23 protein-coding genes and 1 riboswitch are annotated in these 15463 nt (G+C 55.8%); of the genes, 7 read left to right on the top strand and 16 right to left on the bottom strand.

The window, feature by feature from the left end; genetic code table 11:
• Positions 1–65 precede the first annotated feature (65 nt).
• On the top strand, positions 66–731 hold the full coding sequence (locus ACT3R7_RS11055) for a cupin domain-containing protein (protein WP_192536505.1): 666 nt from the start codon (positions 66–68) through the stop codon (positions 729–731).
• An 11-nt stretch (positions 732–742) separates the two neighbouring features.
• On the opposite strand, the gene ACT3R7_RS11050 is transcribed toward ACT3R7_RS11055, so the two are convergent.
• Positions 743–1111 (bottom strand): DUF6164 family protein, encoded by a 369-nt coding sequence (locus ACT3R7_RS11050; protein ID WP_193092755.1) that lies wholly within the window; start codon positions 1109–1111, stop codon positions 743–745.
• 1 nt (position 1112) lies between these two features.
• On the bottom strand, positions 1113–1646 hold the full coding sequence (gene gloA, locus ACT3R7_RS11045) for a lactoylglutathione lyase (RefSeq protein WP_193092754.1): 534 nt from the start codon (positions 1644–1646) through the stop codon (positions 1113–1115).
• Positions 1647–1820: 174 nt separating this feature from the next.
• Here gloA and ACT3R7_RS11040 point away from each other — a divergent pair, with 174 nt between their 5' ends.
• The 6 genes from ACT3R7_RS11040 to ACT3R7_RS11015 all read left to right on the top strand — a co-directional run bounded on the left by ACT3R7_RS11040 (position 1821) and on the right by ACT3R7_RS11015 (position 6147).
• Positions 1821–2195, top strand: a complete 375-nt coding sequence (locus ACT3R7_RS11040; protein WP_018917709.1) for a DUF2237 family protein — start codon at positions 1821–1823, stop codon at positions 2193–2195.
• 146 nt (positions 2196–2341) lie between these two features.
• Positions 2342–2437: riboswitch (TPP riboswitch) on the top strand.
• Positions 2438–2463: 26 nt separating this feature from the next.
• Complete coding sequence (thiM, locus tag ACT3R7_RS11035) at positions 2464–3264, top strand: hydroxyethylthiazole kinase (protein WP_193091509.1); 801 nt, start codon at positions 2464–2466, stop codon at positions 3262–3264.
• The gene (gene thiE, locus ACT3R7_RS11030) at positions 3265–3885 is read left to right on the top strand and encodes a thiamine phosphate synthase (RefSeq protein ID WP_193091508.1); all 621 of its coding nucleotides are present in this window, start codon (positions 3265–3267) and stop codon (positions 3883–3885) included.
• A gap of 13 nt (positions 3886–3898) precedes the next feature.
• Positions 3899–4819, top strand: coding sequence for a LysR family transcriptional regulator (locus tag ACT3R7_RS11025; RefSeq protein WP_193091507.1), 921 nt, complete (start codon positions 3899–3901; stop codon positions 4817–4819).
• 84 nt (positions 4820–4903) lie between these two features.
• Positions 4904–5326, top strand: a complete 423-nt coding sequence (locus ACT3R7_RS11020) for a DoxX family protein (RefSeq protein WP_496199095.1) — start codon at positions 4904–4906, stop codon at positions 5324–5326.
• Between the two features lie 83 nt (positions 5327–5409).
• On the top strand, positions 5410–6147 hold the full coding sequence (locus ACT3R7_RS11015; RefSeq protein ID WP_192536498.1) for a dioxygenase family protein: 738 nt from the start codon (positions 5410–5412) through the stop codon (positions 6145–6147).
• Between the two features lie 20 nt (positions 6148–6167).
• Here ACT3R7_RS11015 and ACT3R7_RS11010 read toward each other — a convergent pair whose 3' ends face one another.
• From ACT3R7_RS11010 to rplF, 14 genes are all read right to left on the bottom strand, one after another.
• Positions 6168–7043 carry a DMT family transporter gene (locus tag ACT3R7_RS11010; RefSeq protein ID WP_318782725.1) on the bottom strand — a complete coding sequence of 292 codons (876 nt, stop codon included), beginning with the start codon at positions 7041–7043 and terminating at the stop codon, positions 6168–6170.
• Between the two features lie 115 nt (positions 7044–7158).
• On the bottom strand, positions 7159–8484 hold the full coding sequence (locus tag ACT3R7_RS11005) for a D-alanyl-D-alanine carboxypeptidase family protein (RefSeq protein WP_193091505.1): 1326 nt from the start codon (positions 8482–8484) through the stop codon (positions 7159–7161).
• A 353-nt stretch (positions 8485–8837) separates the two neighbouring features.
• Positions 8838–9224 (bottom strand): 50S ribosomal protein L17, encoded by a 387-nt coding sequence (rplQ, locus tag ACT3R7_RS11000; protein WP_018917717.1) that lies wholly within the window; start codon positions 9222–9224, stop codon positions 8838–8840.
• A 39-nt stretch (positions 9225–9263) separates the two neighbouring features.
• On the bottom strand, positions 9264–10259 hold the full coding sequence (locus tag ACT3R7_RS10995) for a DNA-directed RNA polymerase subunit alpha (RefSeq protein WP_016915790.1): 996 nt from the start codon (positions 10257–10259) through the stop codon (positions 9264–9266).
• Positions 10260–10382: 123 nt separating this feature from the next.
• On the bottom strand, positions 10383–11003 hold the full coding sequence (gene rpsD / locus ACT3R7_RS10990) for a 30S ribosomal protein S4 (protein WP_018917718.1): 621 nt from the start codon (positions 11001–11003) through the stop codon (positions 10383–10385).
• A gap of 12 nt (positions 11004–11015) precedes the next feature.
• Positions 11016–11402, bottom strand: coding sequence for a 30S ribosomal protein S11 (rpsK, locus tag ACT3R7_RS10985; protein ID WP_009099028.1), 387 nt, complete (start codon positions 11400–11402; stop codon positions 11016–11018).
• 52 nt (positions 11403–11454) lie between these two features.
• A complete protein-coding gene (gene rpsM, locus ACT3R7_RS10980; RefSeq protein ID WP_192536496.1) occupies positions 11455–11811 on the bottom strand; it encodes a 30S ribosomal protein S13 in 357 nt (118 codons plus the stop codon).
• Positions 11812–11934: 123 nt separating this feature from the next.
• Entirely contained in the window at positions 11935–12048 is a 114-nt protein-coding gene (rpmJ, locus tag ACT3R7_RS10975; protein WP_009099023.1) for a 50S ribosomal protein L36, read from the bottom strand.
• 50 nt (positions 12049–12098) lie between these two features.
• The gene (gene secY, locus ACT3R7_RS10970) at positions 12099–13430 is read right to left on the bottom strand and encodes a preprotein translocase subunit SecY (RefSeq protein WP_018917720.1); all 1332 of its coding nucleotides are present in this window, start codon (positions 13428–13430) and stop codon (positions 12099–12101) included.
• Positions 13431–13865, bottom strand: a complete 435-nt coding sequence (gene rplO / locus ACT3R7_RS10965) for a 50S ribosomal protein L15 (protein WP_018917721.1) — start codon at positions 13863–13865, stop codon at positions 13431–13433.
• Between the two features lie 3 nt (positions 13866–13868).
• Entirely contained in the window at positions 13869–14051 is a 183-nt protein-coding gene (rpmD, locus tag ACT3R7_RS10960; RefSeq protein WP_018917722.1) for a 50S ribosomal protein L30, read from the bottom strand.
• 6 nt (positions 14052–14057) lie between these two features.
• A complete protein-coding gene (gene rpsE, locus ACT3R7_RS10955; protein ID WP_192536494.1) occupies positions 14058–14558 on the bottom strand; it encodes a 30S ribosomal protein S5 in 501 nt (166 codons plus the stop codon).
• Between the two features lie 11 nt (positions 14559–14569).
• Entirely contained in the window at positions 14570–14920 is a 351-nt protein-coding gene (gene rplR / locus ACT3R7_RS10950) for a 50S ribosomal protein L18 (protein ID WP_018917724.1), read from the bottom strand.
• 9 nt (positions 14921–14929) lie between these two features.
• The gene (gene rplF / locus ACT3R7_RS10945) at positions 14930–15460 is read right to left on the bottom strand and encodes a 50S ribosomal protein L6 (RefSeq protein ID WP_018917725.1); all 531 of its coding nucleotides are present in this window, start codon (positions 15458–15460) and stop codon (positions 14930–14932) included.
• Positions 15461–15463 lie beyond the last annotated feature (3 nt).

Here is a 15463-nt window from a genome sequence, read left to right as displayed (position 1 = left end):
GCTGGTTGCAATTGCCGGGTGATCTATCGAGACTGTGCAGATTCATCCGCTACCGAGCTAACATCATGCACTTGAATGCCGATTTTTCTCAGTTTGTCAGCGTGACCCCGGAGCAGTACCGGTGGGTAGACGCCCCCAGTGCGGGCGTTGAACGCATGATGCTGGACCGGGTCGGCGACGAAGTAGCCCGTGCCACCAGCTTGGTGCGCTATGCGCCCAATAGTCAATTTGCCCCTCACGCCCATGGCGGTGGTGAAGAAATATTGGTGCTGGAAGGCGTTTTCGCCGATGAACACGGCCGTTACCCGGCGGGAAGCTACCTGCGCAATCCGATCGGTACCGCCCATACGCCGCAGATTGGCGATGAAGGCGCGCTGATTTTCGTCAAACTGCATCAGTTTGACCCCAACGATACGCTGCAGCTGGCCGTACCGGCCCACCGGCTACCCTGGCAGCCCGACCGTCGACCGCGCATTGCTTACAAGATGCTCCACACGTTCAAGCAGGAACGTATTAGCCTGGAACATTGGGCGGCGGGTACTTCAATTGCCTACCCCACGCTTAAAGGCGGGCTTGAACTGTTTATTCTGGAAGGCACGCTAAGCGATAGCACACACCACTACACGGCTGGCACCTGGTGCCGCTACCCGACGGGTGCAACGCCTGCGTTAACTGCCGGCAGCGAGGGCGTCAGGATGTACCTTAAACGCGGCCACCTGACAGCGGCTTAACGGCAAAGGCGCTAACCGCGCAGTAAGCCTAAAAAAGGGCCTACCGTAAGGGCCACAATCAGCCCCACCGCGATGAGCACTAACGCGACTTGCACGGGGTGCTCGAGGAGCCGTCGCCAAAGCGTTGGCGCGTTTCCTTGCGCTTGGGCCTCGTGTAATTCGCGCTGAGCATGCTGAAAGCGCGCTACCTGATAGGCGGCCAGGGCTGTTTCGGCCGCTTCACGCTGGCGTTCATCGCGTAGCCAAATAGCATCGACCCCCAAGCGGAAAAACCCCGCCTGGGTTTCGTATACATCAAAGCGATGCTCGGCGAGTAAGGCGCGAATTTCCATGGCTTCTTCATCGGTGACGTGCCGCAGCCGAAACAGCAAATGTGCCATATTAGTCGCCCGACGCCGCCATTAGGTCGGCCTGGACGACTTCAATCCAGTAGCCGTCTGGGTCTTTGACGAACACGACGTCTTTCATTTTGCCTTGATCGGCCCGCTTTACGAACGTTACATCGTGCTCGTCAAACCACGCCTGGGCGGCTGATAAATCCGGTACGCTAAAGCAGATATGCCCAAACCCCTGAGGCTCGGCATTGCCATCGTGGTAGGCAAAGTCTTCCTGGCTCTCAGTGCCCCAGTTATGGGTAAGCTCTAAAAGGCCCTTCTGGCCGAAGGTCCAGGCGGTACGCGCCTGAGTATCTTCCGGCACCTGATCGCTGGCTTCCAGATTGGCTAAGAAGTAGAGCGAAAACTGCATCTCTTCGAAATCCAGCCGACGCAGTACCTGCATACCAAATACCTGCGAGTAAAAAGCCAGCGACCGTTCAGGGTCTTTCGCCCGCAGCATTGTATGGTTTAAACGGAAACCTTGGGTCTGCGGAGCAACGGGTGCAACGCCTGGATACTGCTCGCCTTCAAAACTCATCTTAGGATCCTTACGAATTTTGCTGCTAAATGATTCGATTTAGCAGTTATCTTTGACAAAACTGACACCGTGTACAAGCCTATAGTTAAACGCAACCATCGCTTGATGAAACTGTGGTTACACACCATGTGGGCAGGATACCGATTATTCTAGCCCTGACACTCTGGAGGCGACATGTCGCGTGATCTAAATGTGCTGGGCGAACCCCTGACGCCTTGCTGCCATTCACCCAAAACGGGCTTTTACCGCGATGGTTTTTGCCGTGTGGGTCCTGAAGATGTAGGGATCCATGCCATCTGCGCGATTATGACAGAGGAGTTCCTTGCCTACTCTCTGGCGCAGGGCAATGATTTAAGCACGCCTAAACCCCAGTTTGGTTTTCCCGGCCTATCACCCGGTGATCGCTGGTGTTTATGCGCCAGCCGTTGGCAGCAGGCGGCTAACGTGGGGGTGGCGCCGCCGGTCATTTTATCCGGAACGCATGAGAAAGCGCTTGAAGTAACCACCCTGAACATTCTGCGCCAACACGCCCTGGATTTGGTTTATTAGTGCCTTGCGGCTGTCGAGAATAACCGTAGTAAATGACTGTCGTGAAGAACTGTTGTGAAGAACTGTTTTGAAGAACTGCATGAACGACGGCAACTGCTTTAGACGTCACTGATGCTTTACACCTCCTCCCCAGGCTAGGATAGTAGCCCTACCGACAGGGGCGCTTGAGATCATCGAGCTGAGACGCACCCTTTGAACCTGAACCGGATAATACCGGCGTAGGAAGTCGCGGTGTCGTTTCGCACCCGATCTACGCTGTGAGGTGGCTATGACATCACTCCCGCTTGGCGAGGCTCTCTTCGCCGTGCAACGCACGACACCGCTGGTGCACTGTATTACCAATTTTGTGGCAATGAACAGCACCGCTAACTGCCTGTTAGCGGTGGGCGCCTCCCCCGCCATGCTGCATGCCGTCGAGGAAGTTGCCGAATTTACCCGCTTGGCCGGGGCGCTCTCGATCAATATTGGCACGCCTTCGCCAACCTGGGCCGAGGGCATGCAGCAGGCGACGAAGGCAGCGCAGGAAAATAACACCCCGTGGGTATTTGATCCGGTTGCCGTGGGCGCTACACGCTACCGGCAAACTCTTTCCCAGCAGTTGCTGGCGTTTTCACCCAGCGTGATTCGGGGCAACGCTTCAGAAATTATCGCGCTGACGGGCCTGACCCACCAGGGTCGAGGCGTCGATGCCACGGCTTCAATCGACGAGGCGCGTGACGCCGCTATTATCCTGGCTAACCGGCAAGGCTGTATTGTCGCCATGACCGGCGAGCATGACTTCGTGACCGATGGCACCCAGCACTGGCGGCTAACCGGCGGGCATTCGTTAATGCCACGTGTAACTACTCTTGGCTGTGCATTGAGCGCCACCGTAGCGGCATTTATCGCCACCCGGCCTGAAACACCGTTAGTGGCGACCGTGGCGGCACTGGCAAGCTTTGGCGTGGCAGGCGAGCGCGCAGGAGCGCTGGCAACCGGCCCCGGCAGCTTCCAAGTGGCGCTTCTGGATGCGCTTTATCAACTGACGCCAAGCGATCTTGATACGTTCACCGGCCTGGAGAAAGGTTAAATGCACTTTGATCTTTCGCTCTATCTGGTGACGGATGCCCGCTTATGCCAACCCTATGGCCTTGAGCGCACGGTCGTTGAAGCCGTCGAGGGTGGCGTAAGCTTTGTTCAGCTGCGTGATAAGCAGGCAAGCGATGCCGATATGATTAAGCAGGCTAAACGCCTCAAGGCCGCCCTGGCCGGTAGCAGTGTGCCGCTGGTGATTAATGACCGCTTGGTGGTCGCGCTGGAAAGCGGTGCGGATGGGCTACACGTCGGGCAAAGCGATACCGCCGCTCAACAGGCGCGCACCGCAATGGGGCCAGACGCTATTATCGGGCTTTCCATTAACACGCTTGCGCAGCTTCAAGCGGCCCCGGTAGAGCTTTTAGACTATGTGGGACTGGGCCCGGTGTTTGCCACGCAGAGCAAACGTGACCATGCGCTCCCTATCGGGTTTGAGGGCCTTGCGCAGCTGGCAGCTGCCTCACCGCTGCCCAGCGTTGCCATCGGTGGGTTAAAGGCCGACCATAGCGAGCAGGTCTTCCGTGCCGGTACAAATGGGCTGGCGGTTATTTCAGCTATTTGCGGCCAGCCCGCCCCTTATCAGGCCGCTCGCCTTTTTACCCGGCCCAGCCTTTAAGTGACGTGATTTTATGCATCAGCTTGAGCCGATAGTCGCCTTTATGCGAGTTGCCGAACTGGGCAGCTACACGCGCGCCGCCGAGGCATTAAATCTTTCCCGTACGCGGGTTTCGCGCTTGGTCATGGCGCTTGAGGAAACGCTGGGAGTGCGGCTCATTCAGCGCACCACGCGGCGCCTGCATTTAACGGCGGAGGGCGAGCGCTATCTGGCTCATGCACAGACAATTGTGCAAGCGCTTGATGAAGCCGCCGCCGATGTCGGCAGCGGCGTTTCTGAGATGCGCGGCCGATTACGCATCAATGGGCCCATGAGCTTTGGCGTAGGCCACCTTTCTCCTCTGGTCGCAAGCTTTATGGCCCAGCATCCTGGCTTGGATGTACGCCTGGACTTGAACGACCGCCGGGTGGATCTTCTCGAAGAGGGCTACGACGTTGCAATCCGCATCGGCAGCCTGCCGGACTCAAGCCTGGTGGCGCGCCGCCTGACACGCTGCCGAATGCTGTTTTGCGCCTCGCCTGACTATCTTGCCAAACACGGCGTCCCTGCCAATATAGAAGCTTTAAAGCAGCACCAGTGCCTGCACTATCGTAGCGGCCCGACCCCTGGCGACTGGCGTTTTGGCAATATCACGCTGTCCACCCACGGCCCGCTTGAAAGCAACAACGGTGATGTATTAACCCACGTTGCCGAAGCGGGGCTGGGTATCGCTCATCAGCCGAGCTTTTTGGTGACTGAAAGCATTATTGAAGGGCGTTTAATCCCGGTTTTAACCGAACTAGCGCCAAAAATATTGGATATTCATGCGCTTTACCCAGCCCGGCGCTTTCTACCTGCCAAAGTAGAGCGCTTCATCGACCATTTGGCGGCTGCCTGGGGCGACCCACCCTACTGGGAGCGTGACATGGGATTGTCGCCTATTACCCAACAGTGATGTTCGTTAAACGTCGATTATCTCTCAGTCATAGCCACGTAAAGTGTCTTCATTGAAACATCGTTCCCCAATGGAGATATCCTCATGAATGCACCCTCTTCCGCGATGACTGCGCCTGCGAATATTCAACCCCACGCCATCGCACTACTTCGCGTTTCGCTTGGCGTAATGGCACTGGCCCACGGCCTGCTTAAGGTCTTCGTATTTACACTGCCGGGGACGGTGGGTTACTTCGAATCGTTAGGCTTACCCGGCTTTCTGGCTTACCTGACCATTCTGGGAGAGCTGGGCGGCGGCTTAGCGCTAATACTGGGCATTTACACCCGCTGGGTTAGTCTTGCCATGATACCGCTCCTGCTGGGCGCCACGTCGATCCACCTGGGCAACGGCTGGATGTTCTCTAATGAAGGCGGCGGCTGGGAATTCCCGCTGTTCTGGACCGTTGCGCTACTGGTTCAAGCAGGATTAGGTAGCGGCAGCTTCAACCTGGGTCGTTTTTTCCGCTAGTTTGAAAGCTCCATTTTTGAAAGCCCTATTCTTTGCCTTGGCGCTCAGCCCGAGCGTCGGGGCTACCGTTAGGAGATGTCATCATGTTACCTAGCCTGTTTATATCCCACGGCTCCCCGATGCTGGCGCTCACCCCGACCCCAGCACATCAGTTTCTGCGCGAGCTGGGCAAAACGCTGGCACCCAAGGCAGTCGTTGTCGTTTCTGCTCATTGGGAGAGCCTTGCGCTCAAGGTAAGCAACACGGCCTGGCCGGAAACCATTCACGACTTTGGTGGTTTTCCGCAGGCGCTGTTCGAGTGCCAGTACCCTGCGCCGGGTGAGCCTGAACTGGCTGAGCGTCTGGCGGCACTGCTCGGTGCCCAGAGTGTCGAGCGTGGGCTTGATCACGGTGCCTGGGTACCGCTTTCGCTTATGTTTCCCAAAGCAGATATCCCGGTGGTGTCTGTCTCACTGCCCATACGCTGGTCCAATCAGGAGCTTGCCGAGCTAGGTAGTAAGCTTGCCACGCTGCGCGACGAGGGTATTTTAGTTATTGGTTCGGGCAGCTTGACCCACAATCTGTACGAGACAATGCCCATGGGCAGCGCTATGCCAGACTGGGTGGGCGAGTTCGCAGATTGGGTCGATAGCAAACTGGCTAGTAATGACCGCGACGCATTACTTGACTGGCAGGATGCTCCCGAAGCTCGCAGAAACCATCCAACCCCCGAGCATTTTCAACCGTTGCTGGTGGCGATGGGCGCAGGAGGCGATGCCAAGCAGCTGCACCATAGTGTCGAGCATGGAGTGCTGGCGATGGATGTATATGCGTTTGCCTGAAGCAGTCCGCTTTATCACCTTCATGCAGAGGGGCGGCGTTTCAAGGTTGTTCGGCGATCATGGTAGGCAATCGCCAGGCCGCTGCTGATAATCAGCACGCTTCCTACCCATACCCAGCTATCCGGCGTTTCGTCCCAAAACCACCAGCCAAGCGCCACGGCCCATAGCATGGCGGTGTAATCAAACGGCGCGGCAATGGCCGCCGCCGTATAGCGAAACGCTAATGTTAAAAACGCCGTCGCGCTCACGCCTAATACGCCCGAAGCCAAAAACCCCAGCCAGTGGTGCGGTTCAGGCGTTTGCCATACCCAGGGCAAACACAGTCCGGTGATCACACACGGCACGAGCATCATATAAAATACCATGGCCCATAGATGCTCCTGGCTTCCATAGCGCCGTGCGGTGATCATCATCAACGCATAGAACAGCGCCGCGGCCAGCATGATCAGCGCGCCTAGATGAAACGCATCGCCGCCCGGTCTGACGACTACCAGTACGCCCACAAACCCAATAAGTGAAAAGATGACGACAGGCCGGTCAATCCGCTCACCGAGCATGGGGACTGATAGCAGAGTGACAAATAACGGGGCAACAAAGGCAATCGCGGTAGCTTCTGCCAGAGGTAATAGCGTTAGGCCCATCACAAAACTCACCATCAACGCCGTGTAGATCAATCCACGTACTAAATGCACGACAGGACGCTTGGTGCGCAGTTTTTTCAGCCCGCCCGACGTGTAGGCCAATAATACAATCAGCGGCAGCGATACGAGGGCACGAAAGAAGATGATCTGCAGCGGGGAGTGCACTTCCCCCAACCACTTGGCAATGGCATCACCGAGGCACAAAAAAAGCACCCCTGCGCACATGAAAAGAATGCCTTTTAATGACGCTGTCACGCGCGCCCCCAGGTTGTTGGTACGGCTTAAAAACAAAAGCCCCCGCTAATCAACCAAGCGTTAGCGGGGGCTTTGCTCTGCTTTGTACATCACAGCTTTAAAGTGCATCACAGTTTTAAAGGCTGGCGTTAACCACCATGCACTCCATGCCCTGCAGCAGAAGCTCTCGGCAGGCTTCACGGGCATGGTGCTCATCCAAGGCGACCAAACGGGCACGGTAAACCGGCGTTTGGCCTTCAAGGGTATCCACCGCAATACGCCCGGATAAATTCTGGGTTAAGCGCTGAGCTGCCTGCTGGGCCAGCTGCTGCGCCTGAGCTTCTTGACTAAACGCACCTACCTGAATACCCCAGTGCCCGCTTGGCGGTGCTTCAATGATACGTTCGCGCTGAATAAAGTCCTGTAAAGGGTCGGAATTCGATGCCGCTGAGACTTCGCTCGGCCCTTCAACGGTCATCTTGGCCAGACGCTCATCCACCATCGCGCTTGGGCTAGGTGAAATGGTGGTGGTGTCCACACGGGCGAGCATTTGGCTAGGTTGGGAAACCGGTGCGGGACGCGAAGGGGCGATCGGCGGAGTAGCTGACGGGAAACTCATGTAATCCTGTGAAAAACTGGTATCCGCAAGCCAGCTGCGATGATCACGCAACTCCGCGCGCATAAAGCTTCTATCCAACAGATTGGCCATATGCGTATCGCGAGAGGAGGCGCTAAAACCGCCCATCACTACCGCGACCATACGCCGACCGTCATGTACGGCGGTGGTTGCCACGTTAAATCCAGAGGCGCGAATAAAGCCCGTTTTTAGCCCATCGGCACCGGGGTAGCTGCCCACCAAGCGGTTATGGCTGGTGTGGCGCGTGCCACGATAGGTGAATTCTTGTAGACCAAAATAATGATAATACTGAGGGAAATCTTGAATGACGCGCACCGAGAGAGTGAGCATGTCGCGGGCCGTGGTCATCTGCTGATCATCAGGCAAGCCGGAGGCGTTACGAAAGGTGGTCGCCGTCATGCCGAGATCGCGCGCCTTCTCGGTCATCATGCGGGCGAACTGTTGTTCACTACCGCCTAGCGATTCACTGAGCACAACGGCGACGTCATTGGCAGAACGTACCGCCAGGGCACGAATAGCGGTATCCACAGGGATGGTACTGCCCGCCGAAAGCCACAGTTTTGTGGCGGGCATGGCGGCGGCCTGAGCGGACACGGGTAGTGCCTGATTAAGGCCTAGATCGCCGTTTTCCAATGCTTCAAAGGTTAGATATAGCGTCATCATCTTGGTTAGCGACGCGGGGTAGCGTGGTGCATCGGCGTTTTCCGAGTACAGCACTTCGCCATTTTCAAGATCGACTACGATACCGGCATAACGCGGATTCGCCTGGGCGGCAGATGCCGTGATAGCCGTTAGAAATAGCAGGAATATCGCAAACCATGCCATTGCCCCTTTATTATATTTAACTCCCCTCGCCGCCATGTCCGCCCCTTGCTGATGTCATCTGCGCTGGAAATAAAACCCACACTCTCAAACCCACATTCTCTCAGCGTGTTCGCACGCAGCTTGCCCTGCGCATTGTTTACGCGCTGATCAAACACGTTGGAGATATCAATTCGATTATGTCTGCTGGTTCAAAACACTCTCTAGACTAGCACGCTCGACGGGTAATTTAACGCTTTGTGCAGAGTATATACGCAACAGATAAATACACGAGCTAGCGCAAGACGCCAGACACAAAAAAACCGACCCAGCTGGGTCGGTTTTCATTCTGCTTTAAAGAGGCTGCAGCTAAAGATTTACTCTTCAGCAGCGGCTTCTTCAGCAACCGGACGGTCTACTAGCTCAACATAAGCCATAGGCGCGTTGTCGCCGGTGCGGAAACCGCACTTGAGAATACGGATGTAACCACCCGGACGCTCGGCGTAACGCGGACCCAGCTCGTTAAACAGCTTGCCAACGGCTTCTTTGGAACGTGTGCGAGAGAACGCCAAACGACGGTTCGCAACGCTATCCTGCTTGGCTAAGGTGATCAGCGGCTCGATAACGCGACGCAGTTCCTTGGCCTTAGGCAGGGTTGTCTTGATGACTTCATGTTCGACCAGCGAGACAGACATGTTCTTGAACATGGCCTGACGATGCGAGCTGGTGCGATTCAGATGACGACCACTCTTACGATGACGCATGGTTGTAATTCCTTACCAAACTGGGACTCGAGTCGACACTCACGCGGAGGCCTTGTCGTCCTTCAGGCTAGCGGGCGGCCAATTTTCCAACCGCATGCCGAGGGACAAGCCGCGCGCCGCCAAAACGTCCTTGATTTCATTCAAGGATTTTTTACCGAGGTTCGGTGTCTTCAACAGCTCAACTTCAGTGCGCTGGATAAGATCACCGATATAGTAAATATTCTCGGCTTTTAGGCAGTTCGCGCTGCGAACGGTCAACTCAAGATCGTCTACGGGGCGCAATAGGATTGGATCAACATGATCCTCTTCCTCTTCGACTTCCTGCTCTTTATCAGCTTCCAGGTCGACGAAGGCGGCCAGCTGCTCTTGCAGAATGGTCGCACTGCGACGGATAGCCTCTTCCGGATCCAAAGTACCGTCGGTTTCCAGATCGATAATCAGCTTATCGAGATCGGTGCGCTGCTCAACACGAGCGGCTTCAACCGAATAGGAAACGCGGCGGACAGGGCTGAAGGTGGCATCCAGCTGCAGGCGGCCAATAGCACGGGTCTCTTCATCAGAGCCACGGGCGTCAGCCGGTTCGTAGCCACGACCCAGCGCTACCTTAAGCTGAATTTTCAGCTCGGCACCTTCATTGACGTGTGCAATGACGTGGTCCGGGTTGACGATTTCGACGCTATGATCAAGCGCAATGTCGCCAGCAGTGACGACGGCTGGGCCCTGCTTGTTCAGCGAGAGCACCGCCTCATCGCGGCTGTGCATCTTGATCGCAACATCTTTCAAGTTCAGGAGGATTTCGATGACATCTTCCTGCACCCCTTCGAGCGCACTGTACTCGTGCTCTACACCCGCAATTTCAGCCTCTACCACGGCAGCGCCGGGCATAGACGAAAGCAGAATGCGACGCAGTGCATTCCCCAGGGTGTGACCAAAACCACGCTCGAACGGTTCGAGAACGATCTTGGCATGATGTGCGCTGATTTCTTCTACCTTGATGTCGCGAGGACGAAGAAACTCTGTCACTGAACGCTGCATATGAACACCTTTCAGGCTGCCAAACGGATACTGTGTTCTTAAGAACAAGTACTCAAGAGCATCTGGGCGGTTAGCTTTGCTACCCCGCCCAGGCTTCAAGAAGCAGAGATTAATTAACGCCGCTTACTTGGAGTACAGCTCGACGATCAGGTTTTCGTTGATGTCGGCAGTCAGGTCACCGCGTTCAGGCAGAGCCTTGAAAGTGCCTTCCATCTTCTTGGCGTCGATTTCGATCCAAACGATATCGCCACGGTTTGCCGCAATGGACAACGCGCTTTGAATACGGGCTTGGTTCTTCGCCTTTTCGCGAATGGCTACAACGTCACCCGGCTTCACTTGGTAGGAAGCTACGTTAACGGTACGGCCGTTCACGGAAACTGCCTTATGGCTAACGAGCTGACGCGCTTCAGAGCGAGTCGAGCCGAAACCCATACGGTAGACGACGTTATCCAGTCGGGATTCGAGCAACTGCAACAATACTTCACCGGTCGCGCCTTTCAGGCGAGCAGCTTCTTTGTAGTAGTTACGGAACTGTTTTTCGAGTACGCCATACATGCGACGTACTTTTTGCTTCTCGCGAAGCTGCAAGCCGTAGTCTGAAAGACGCTGACGACGCTGGCCGTGTACACCCGGGATTTGCTCGGATTTACACTTTTTCTCGAAGGGAGTCACACCACTCTTCAAAAAGAGATCGGTGCCTTCACGACGAGACAGTTTGCACTTCGGTCCAATATAACGAGCCATGAATCTGTCTCCTTAAACGCGGCGTTTCTTAGGCGGACGGCAGCCATTATGGGGAATGGGCGTCGCGTCTACGATGCTTTGCACGCGGAAGCCTGCGGCATTCAATGCGCGCACGGCGGATTCACGACCGGGACCTGGGCCTTTAACCAGTACGTCTACGTTTTTCACACCATACTCGGCTGCAGCAGTTGCTGCACGTTCACTTGCTACTTGAGCAGCGAACGGGGTGCTCTTGCGAGAACCACGAAAACCCGAACCACCGGCAGTTGCCCAAGAAAGCGCATTGCCCTGGCGGTCTGTGATCGTCACGATCGTGTTGTTAAAAGAGGCATGGATATGCGCAACGGCGTCCACTACCTGCTTTTTAACCTTTTTACGGTTACTACGCGGGTTAGCCATGTTGATGTCTATTCCTGTCTTTACATAGGCTCTCTATGAAAGAGCCTGCGTGTTATTTGCGGATCGGCTTACGCGGGCCCTTACGGGTGCGCGCGTTAGTCTTAGTCCGCTGACCACGCAGCGGAAGACTACGACGATGACGCAGACCACGGTAGCAACCTAAGTCCATGAGACGCTTAATGTTCAGCGTAACATCACGACGAAGGTCGCCTTCTACGGTGTACTTACCAACTTCAGAACGCAGGGTATCCAGCTCTTCGCCAGATAGGTCCTGGATCTTGGTAGTCAGCGCGATACCGGCAGCAGCACAGATATGCTGTGCGCGAGTACGGCCAATCCCGAAGATATAGGTCAGCGAGATCGCCGCATGCTTGTTGTCCGGGATATTGACGCCTGCAATACGGGCCATCAGCTTACTCCGAAATTTGAGCGGCTTGCTCGTTTATTCATCTACAAAAGGCGCAACAGCATACCCCTTTAATTGCCCTAAGGCAAGGGGTATGCCGAACACCCACTTAAAGCAACGTAGGAATTAACCCTGACGCTGCTTGTGCCGCGGTTCGATGCAAATGACGCGGACAGCGCCATTGCGACGAATGATCTTGCAGTTACGGCACATTTTCTTTACGGAAGCTCGAACTTTCATCGTTCTTTCTCCAAAAACGGCTCGCGGCGCGCCAATCGTAAGGCGGCGCCTCAGCGCATGATGCCGCCGCTACCGTAGCCTTTCAGGTTGGACTTCTTCATCACCGAGTCATACTGATGCGACATGAGGTGTGACTGCACCTGGGCCATGAAGTCCATGATGACCACTACCACGATCAGAAGCGAGGTACCGCCAAAAAAGAATGGCACATTCCACGCAACAATCAGGAACTGGGGCATCAGGGAAACCGCAGTGATATACAGGGCACCGAATAAAGTTAGACGAGTCATAACCTTATCGATATAGCGAGCGGTCTGCTCGCCGGGACGAATGCCCGGCAGGAACGCACCTGACTTTTTCAGATTGTCAGCTACATCCTTGGGATTGAAGACCAGCGCTGTGTAAAAGAAGCAGAAGAATACCACTGCCGCCGCGAAAAGCAAGATGTAAAGCGGTTGCCCGGGGGCTAAAGCTTGTGATGCACGCTGCAACCACTCCATACCTTCACCAGCACCGACCCACTGACCAATAGAGGCCGGGAAGAGCAGAATACTGGATGCGAAGATCGCAGGAATAACACCTGCCATGTTCACTTTCAAAGGCAGGTAGCTGCTTTGACCTGCATACATCTTGTTGCCCACCTGGCGGCGCGGGTAGTTCACTTTCAAACGGCGTTGGCCGCGCTCAATGAACACCACAAACGCAACCGTGGCAATACCTAGCACTGACAGCGCTAACAGCGGGAGAACATTCCAGGCCCCTTCGTTACGAGCGAGCTCGAACGCTTGCCCCACGGCACTGGGCAGCCCAGCGACGATACCGGCGAAGATCAGCAGCGAAATACCGTTGCCGATCCCCTTTTCGGTAATCTGCTCACCTAGCCACATCATAAACACCGCGCCTGACACAAACGTAATCACGGCGGTGAAATAGAAGCTAAAGTCAGCGCTGTAAGCGATGCCTTGGCTAGCCAGGCCGACCGACATACCGGTAGCCTGGACAAGAGCCAGTATCACCGTGCCGTAGCGGGTGTACTGACTAATCTTGCGGCGGCCGGACTCACCTTCCTTCTTGAGCTGCTCAAGATGGGGTGAGACCGCAGTCATCAGCTGCATGATAATCGACGCTGAAATATAGGGCATGATACCCAAAGCGAGGACGCTCATGCGCTCCAGGGCGCCACCCGAGAACATGTTAAACATGCCCAGGATGGTGCCCTGTTGCTCCCTAAACAAGGCAGCAAGCTGGTCAGGATTGATACCGGGAACGGGAATATGGGCACCGATTCGGTACACCACGATGGCGAGGAGCACGAAGCGCAAGCGCGCCCACAGTTCACTCAGACCGTTGCCCATCGCCGGCATATTTCCTGACTTGGCCATTTAGTCCTCTACCTTGCCGCCAGCAGCTTCGATCGCTTCACGGGCACCTTTGGTGACCTTGATACCACGAACGGTAACTGCTTTTTTCAGTTCGCCAGAAAGGATGATCTTCGCGTGTAGCGTCGCATCCTTCAGCACGTTGGCTTGCTTCAGTGTTTCCATGGTGACTTCTTCACCGGAAACTTTGGCAAGCTCGGCCAGGCGTACTTCTTCAGACACCAGCGATTTAGCTGATGTGAAGCCGAACTTCGGTAGACGACGCTGTAACGGCATCTGACCGCCTTCGAAACCAGGCTTGACGCTACCGCCACTGCGTGATTTCTGACCTTTGTGGCCACGGCCGCCGGTCTTACCAAGACCGGAACCGATACCACGACCAACGCGCTTTTCAGCGTGTTTGGAGCCCGGTGCCGGACTCAGGGTATTGAGTTTCATGGATTACTCTCCCTCAACGCGCACAAGGTAGTTAACCTTGTGGATCATGCCGCGTACGGCAGGGGTGTCTTCCAGTTCAACCGTATGACCGATGCGACGCAGACCCAAGCCCTTCATAGTAGACTTGTGCTTGGGCAAAACGCCGATGGTGCTGCGGATCTGGGTAACCTTGATCGTTGCTGCCATGGTGCCTTACCCCGTGATCGCTTCGACAGACAGACCGCGCTTGGCGGCGATGTCTTCCGGTGCTTGCATGGAAGAGAGACCTTTAACAGTCGCTCGAACCACGTTAACCGGGTTGGTGGAACCGTAGCACTTGGCCAGTACATCGTGGACACCAGCAAGCTCTAGTACAGAGCGCATAGCACCACCGGCGATGATACCGGTACCTTCGGAAGCCGGCTGCATGTAAACCTTGGAAGCGCCGTGACGGGCTTTCACAGGATACTGCAGCGTGCTGCCTGCAAGGTTAACCTTGACCATGTTGCGACGAGCCTGATCCATTGCTTTCTGGATCGCAACCGGCACTTCACGCGCCTTGCCACGACCGAAACCAACACGACCTTTACCATCACCTACGACGGTCAGTGCGGTGAAGCCGAAAATACGACCACCCTTGACCACCTTGGCGACGCGGTTGACCTGCACTAACTTCTCTTGCAGATCACCGTTTTGCTGTTCGTTCTTCGCCATCGTAAAACCCTTTAGAATTCCAGGCCGCCTTCACGAGCGGCGTCGGCCAGAGCCTTGACGCGACCGTGATACTTAAAGCCAGCACGGTCGAAGGCCACCTGGGTGATGCCTGCTTCTTTAGCGCGTTCGGCAATCAGAGCACCGACCTTAGAGGCCGCTTCTGAGTTGCCGGTCGCACCCTCGCGCAGTGCTTTGTCCAGCGTTGAAGCGCTGGCCAACACTTTGCCACCATCCGGCGAGATAATCTGCGCATAGATGTGACGCGGGGTACGGTTGACGCACAGGCGATACACGCCCAGCTCGCGGATCTTGGCGCGAGCGCGGCGGGCACGACGGAGACGAGATTCTTTCTTCGCGTTCATAACCCTGCCTTACTTCTTCTTGGCTTCTTTGCGACGCACCTGCTCGTCGGCGTACCGAACACCCTTGCCTTTATACGGCTCAGGCGGACGGAAAGCGCGGATTTCCGCGGCGCACTGACCGAGCTTCTGCTTGTCCGCGCTTTTCAGCACGATAACGGTGTTTTTCGGCGTTTCCGCGACAACACCTTCAGGCAGAATGTAATCGACCGGGTGCGAGAAGCCCAGTGAAAGATTGAGCGTCTGGCCCTTAGCTTGGGCACGATAACCGACGCCAACAATTTCGAGAGTCTTTGTGAAACCCTCGGATACGCCCTGTACCAGGTTCTGAACCAAGGCGCGGGTAGTACCGGCCATTGCCCAGCTCTTGGCTGATTCGCTCGGGACGAAGGTCAGCTGGCCGTCTTCTTGACCAATCACCACGTCCTGGTGAATGGGCATAGACAGCGTGCCCTGGCCGCCTTTAGCAGTCAGCTGGCCAGCATCGATTTTAACATCGACGCCAGCAGGCACTTTAACCGGATATTTCGCTATGCGGGACATTCC

This window comes from Halomonas sp. AOP43-A1-21 (assembly GCF_052376775.1).
Classification (GTDB): domain Bacteria; phylum Pseudomonadota; class Gammaproteobacteria; order Pseudomonadales; family Halomonadaceae; genus Vreelandella; species Vreelandella colorata.
This window is presented reverse-complemented; position numbering and strand designations above follow the sequence as displayed.

What these genes read in the sequence shown, in the direction of transcription:
- rplO (WP_018917721.1), bottom strand. Translation starts at nt 13,865, where the DNA reads ATGAAACTCAATACCCTGAGTCCGGCACCGGGCTCCAAACACGCTGAA.
- thiE (WP_193091508.1), top strand. Translation starts at nt 3,265, where the DNA reads ATGCACTTTGATCTTTCGCTCTATCTGGTGACGGATGCCCGCTTATGC.
- ACT3R7_RS11015 (WP_192536498.1), top strand. Translation starts at nt 5,410, where the DNA reads ATGTTACCTAGCCTGTTTATATCCCACGGCTCCCCGATGCTGGCGCTC.
- ACT3R7_RS11005 (WP_193091505.1), bottom strand. Translation starts at nt 8,484, where the DNA reads ATGGCATGGTTTGCGATATTCCTGCTATTTCTAACGGCTATCACGGCA.
- secY (WP_018917720.1), bottom strand. Translation starts at nt 13,430, where the DNA reads ATGGCCAAGTCAGGAAATATGCCGGCGATGGGCAACGGTCTGAGTGAA.
- rpmJ (WP_009099023.1), bottom strand. Translation starts at nt 12,048, where the DNA reads ATGAAAGTTCGAGCTTCCGTAAAGAAAATGTGCCGTAACTGCAAGATC.
- rpsD (WP_018917718.1), bottom strand. Translation starts at nt 11,003, where the DNA reads ATGGCTCGTTATATTGGACCGAAGTGCAAACTGTCTCGTCGTGAAGGC.
- ACT3R7_RS11020 (WP_496199095.1), top strand. Translation starts at nt 4,904, where the DNA reads ATGAATGCACCCTCTTCCGCGATGACTGCGCCTGCGAATATTCAACCC.
- ACT3R7_RS11025 (WP_193091507.1), top strand. Translation starts at nt 3,899, where the DNA reads ATGCATCAGCTTGAGCCGATAGTCGCCTTTATGCGAGTTGCCGAACTG.
- rplR (WP_018917724.1), bottom strand. Translation starts at nt 14,920, where the DNA reads ATGAACGCGAAGAAAGAATCTCGTCTCCGTCGTGCCCGCCGCGCTCGC.
- rpsM (WP_192536496.1), bottom strand. Translation starts at nt 11,811, where the DNA reads ATGGCCCGTATTGCAGGCGTCAATATCCCGGACAACAAGCATGCGGCG.
- ACT3R7_RS11055 (WP_192536505.1), top strand. Translation starts at nt 66, where the DNA reads ATGCACTTGAATGCCGATTTTTCTCAGTTTGTCAGCGTGACCCCGGAG.
- rpsE (WP_192536494.1), bottom strand. Translation starts at nt 14,558, where the DNA reads ATGGCGAAGAACGAACAGCAAAACGGTGATCTGCAAGAGAAGTTAGTG.
- ACT3R7_RS11040 (WP_018917709.1), top strand. Translation starts at nt 1,821, where the DNA reads ATGTCGCGTGATCTAAATGTGCTGGGCGAACCCCTGACGCCTTGCTGC.
- ACT3R7_RS10995 (WP_016915790.1), bottom strand. Translation starts at nt 10,259, where the DNA reads ATGCAGCGTTCAGTGACAGAGTTTCTTCGTCCTCGCGACATCAAGGTA.
- thiM (WP_193091509.1), top strand. Translation starts at nt 2,464, where the DNA reads ATGACATCACTCCCGCTTGGCGAGGCTCTCTTCGCCGTGCAACGCACG.
- gloA (WP_193092754.1), bottom strand. Translation starts at nt 1,646, where the DNA reads ATGAGTTTTGAAGGCGAGCAGTATCCAGGCGTTGCACCCGTTGCTCCG.
- rplF (WP_018917725.1), bottom strand. Translation starts at nt 15,460, where the DNA reads ATGTCCCGCATAGCGAAATATCCGGTTAAAGTGCCTGCTGGCGTCGAT.
- rpsK (WP_009099028.1), bottom strand. Translation starts at nt 11,402, where the DNA reads ATGGCTAACCCGCGTAGTAACCGTAAAAAGGTTAAAAAGCAGGTAGTG.
- ACT3R7_RS11050 (WP_193092755.1), bottom strand. Translation starts at nt 1,111, where the DNA reads ATGGCACATTTGCTGTTTCGGCTGCGGCACGTCACCGATGAAGAAGCC.
- rplQ (WP_018917717.1), bottom strand. Translation starts at nt 9,224, where the DNA reads ATGCGTCATCGTAAGAGTGGTCGTCATCTGAATCGCACCAGCTCGCAT.
- rpmD (WP_018917722.1), bottom strand. Translation starts at nt 14,051, where the DNA reads ATGGCAGCAACGATCAAGGTTACCCAGATCCGCAGCACCATCGGCGTT.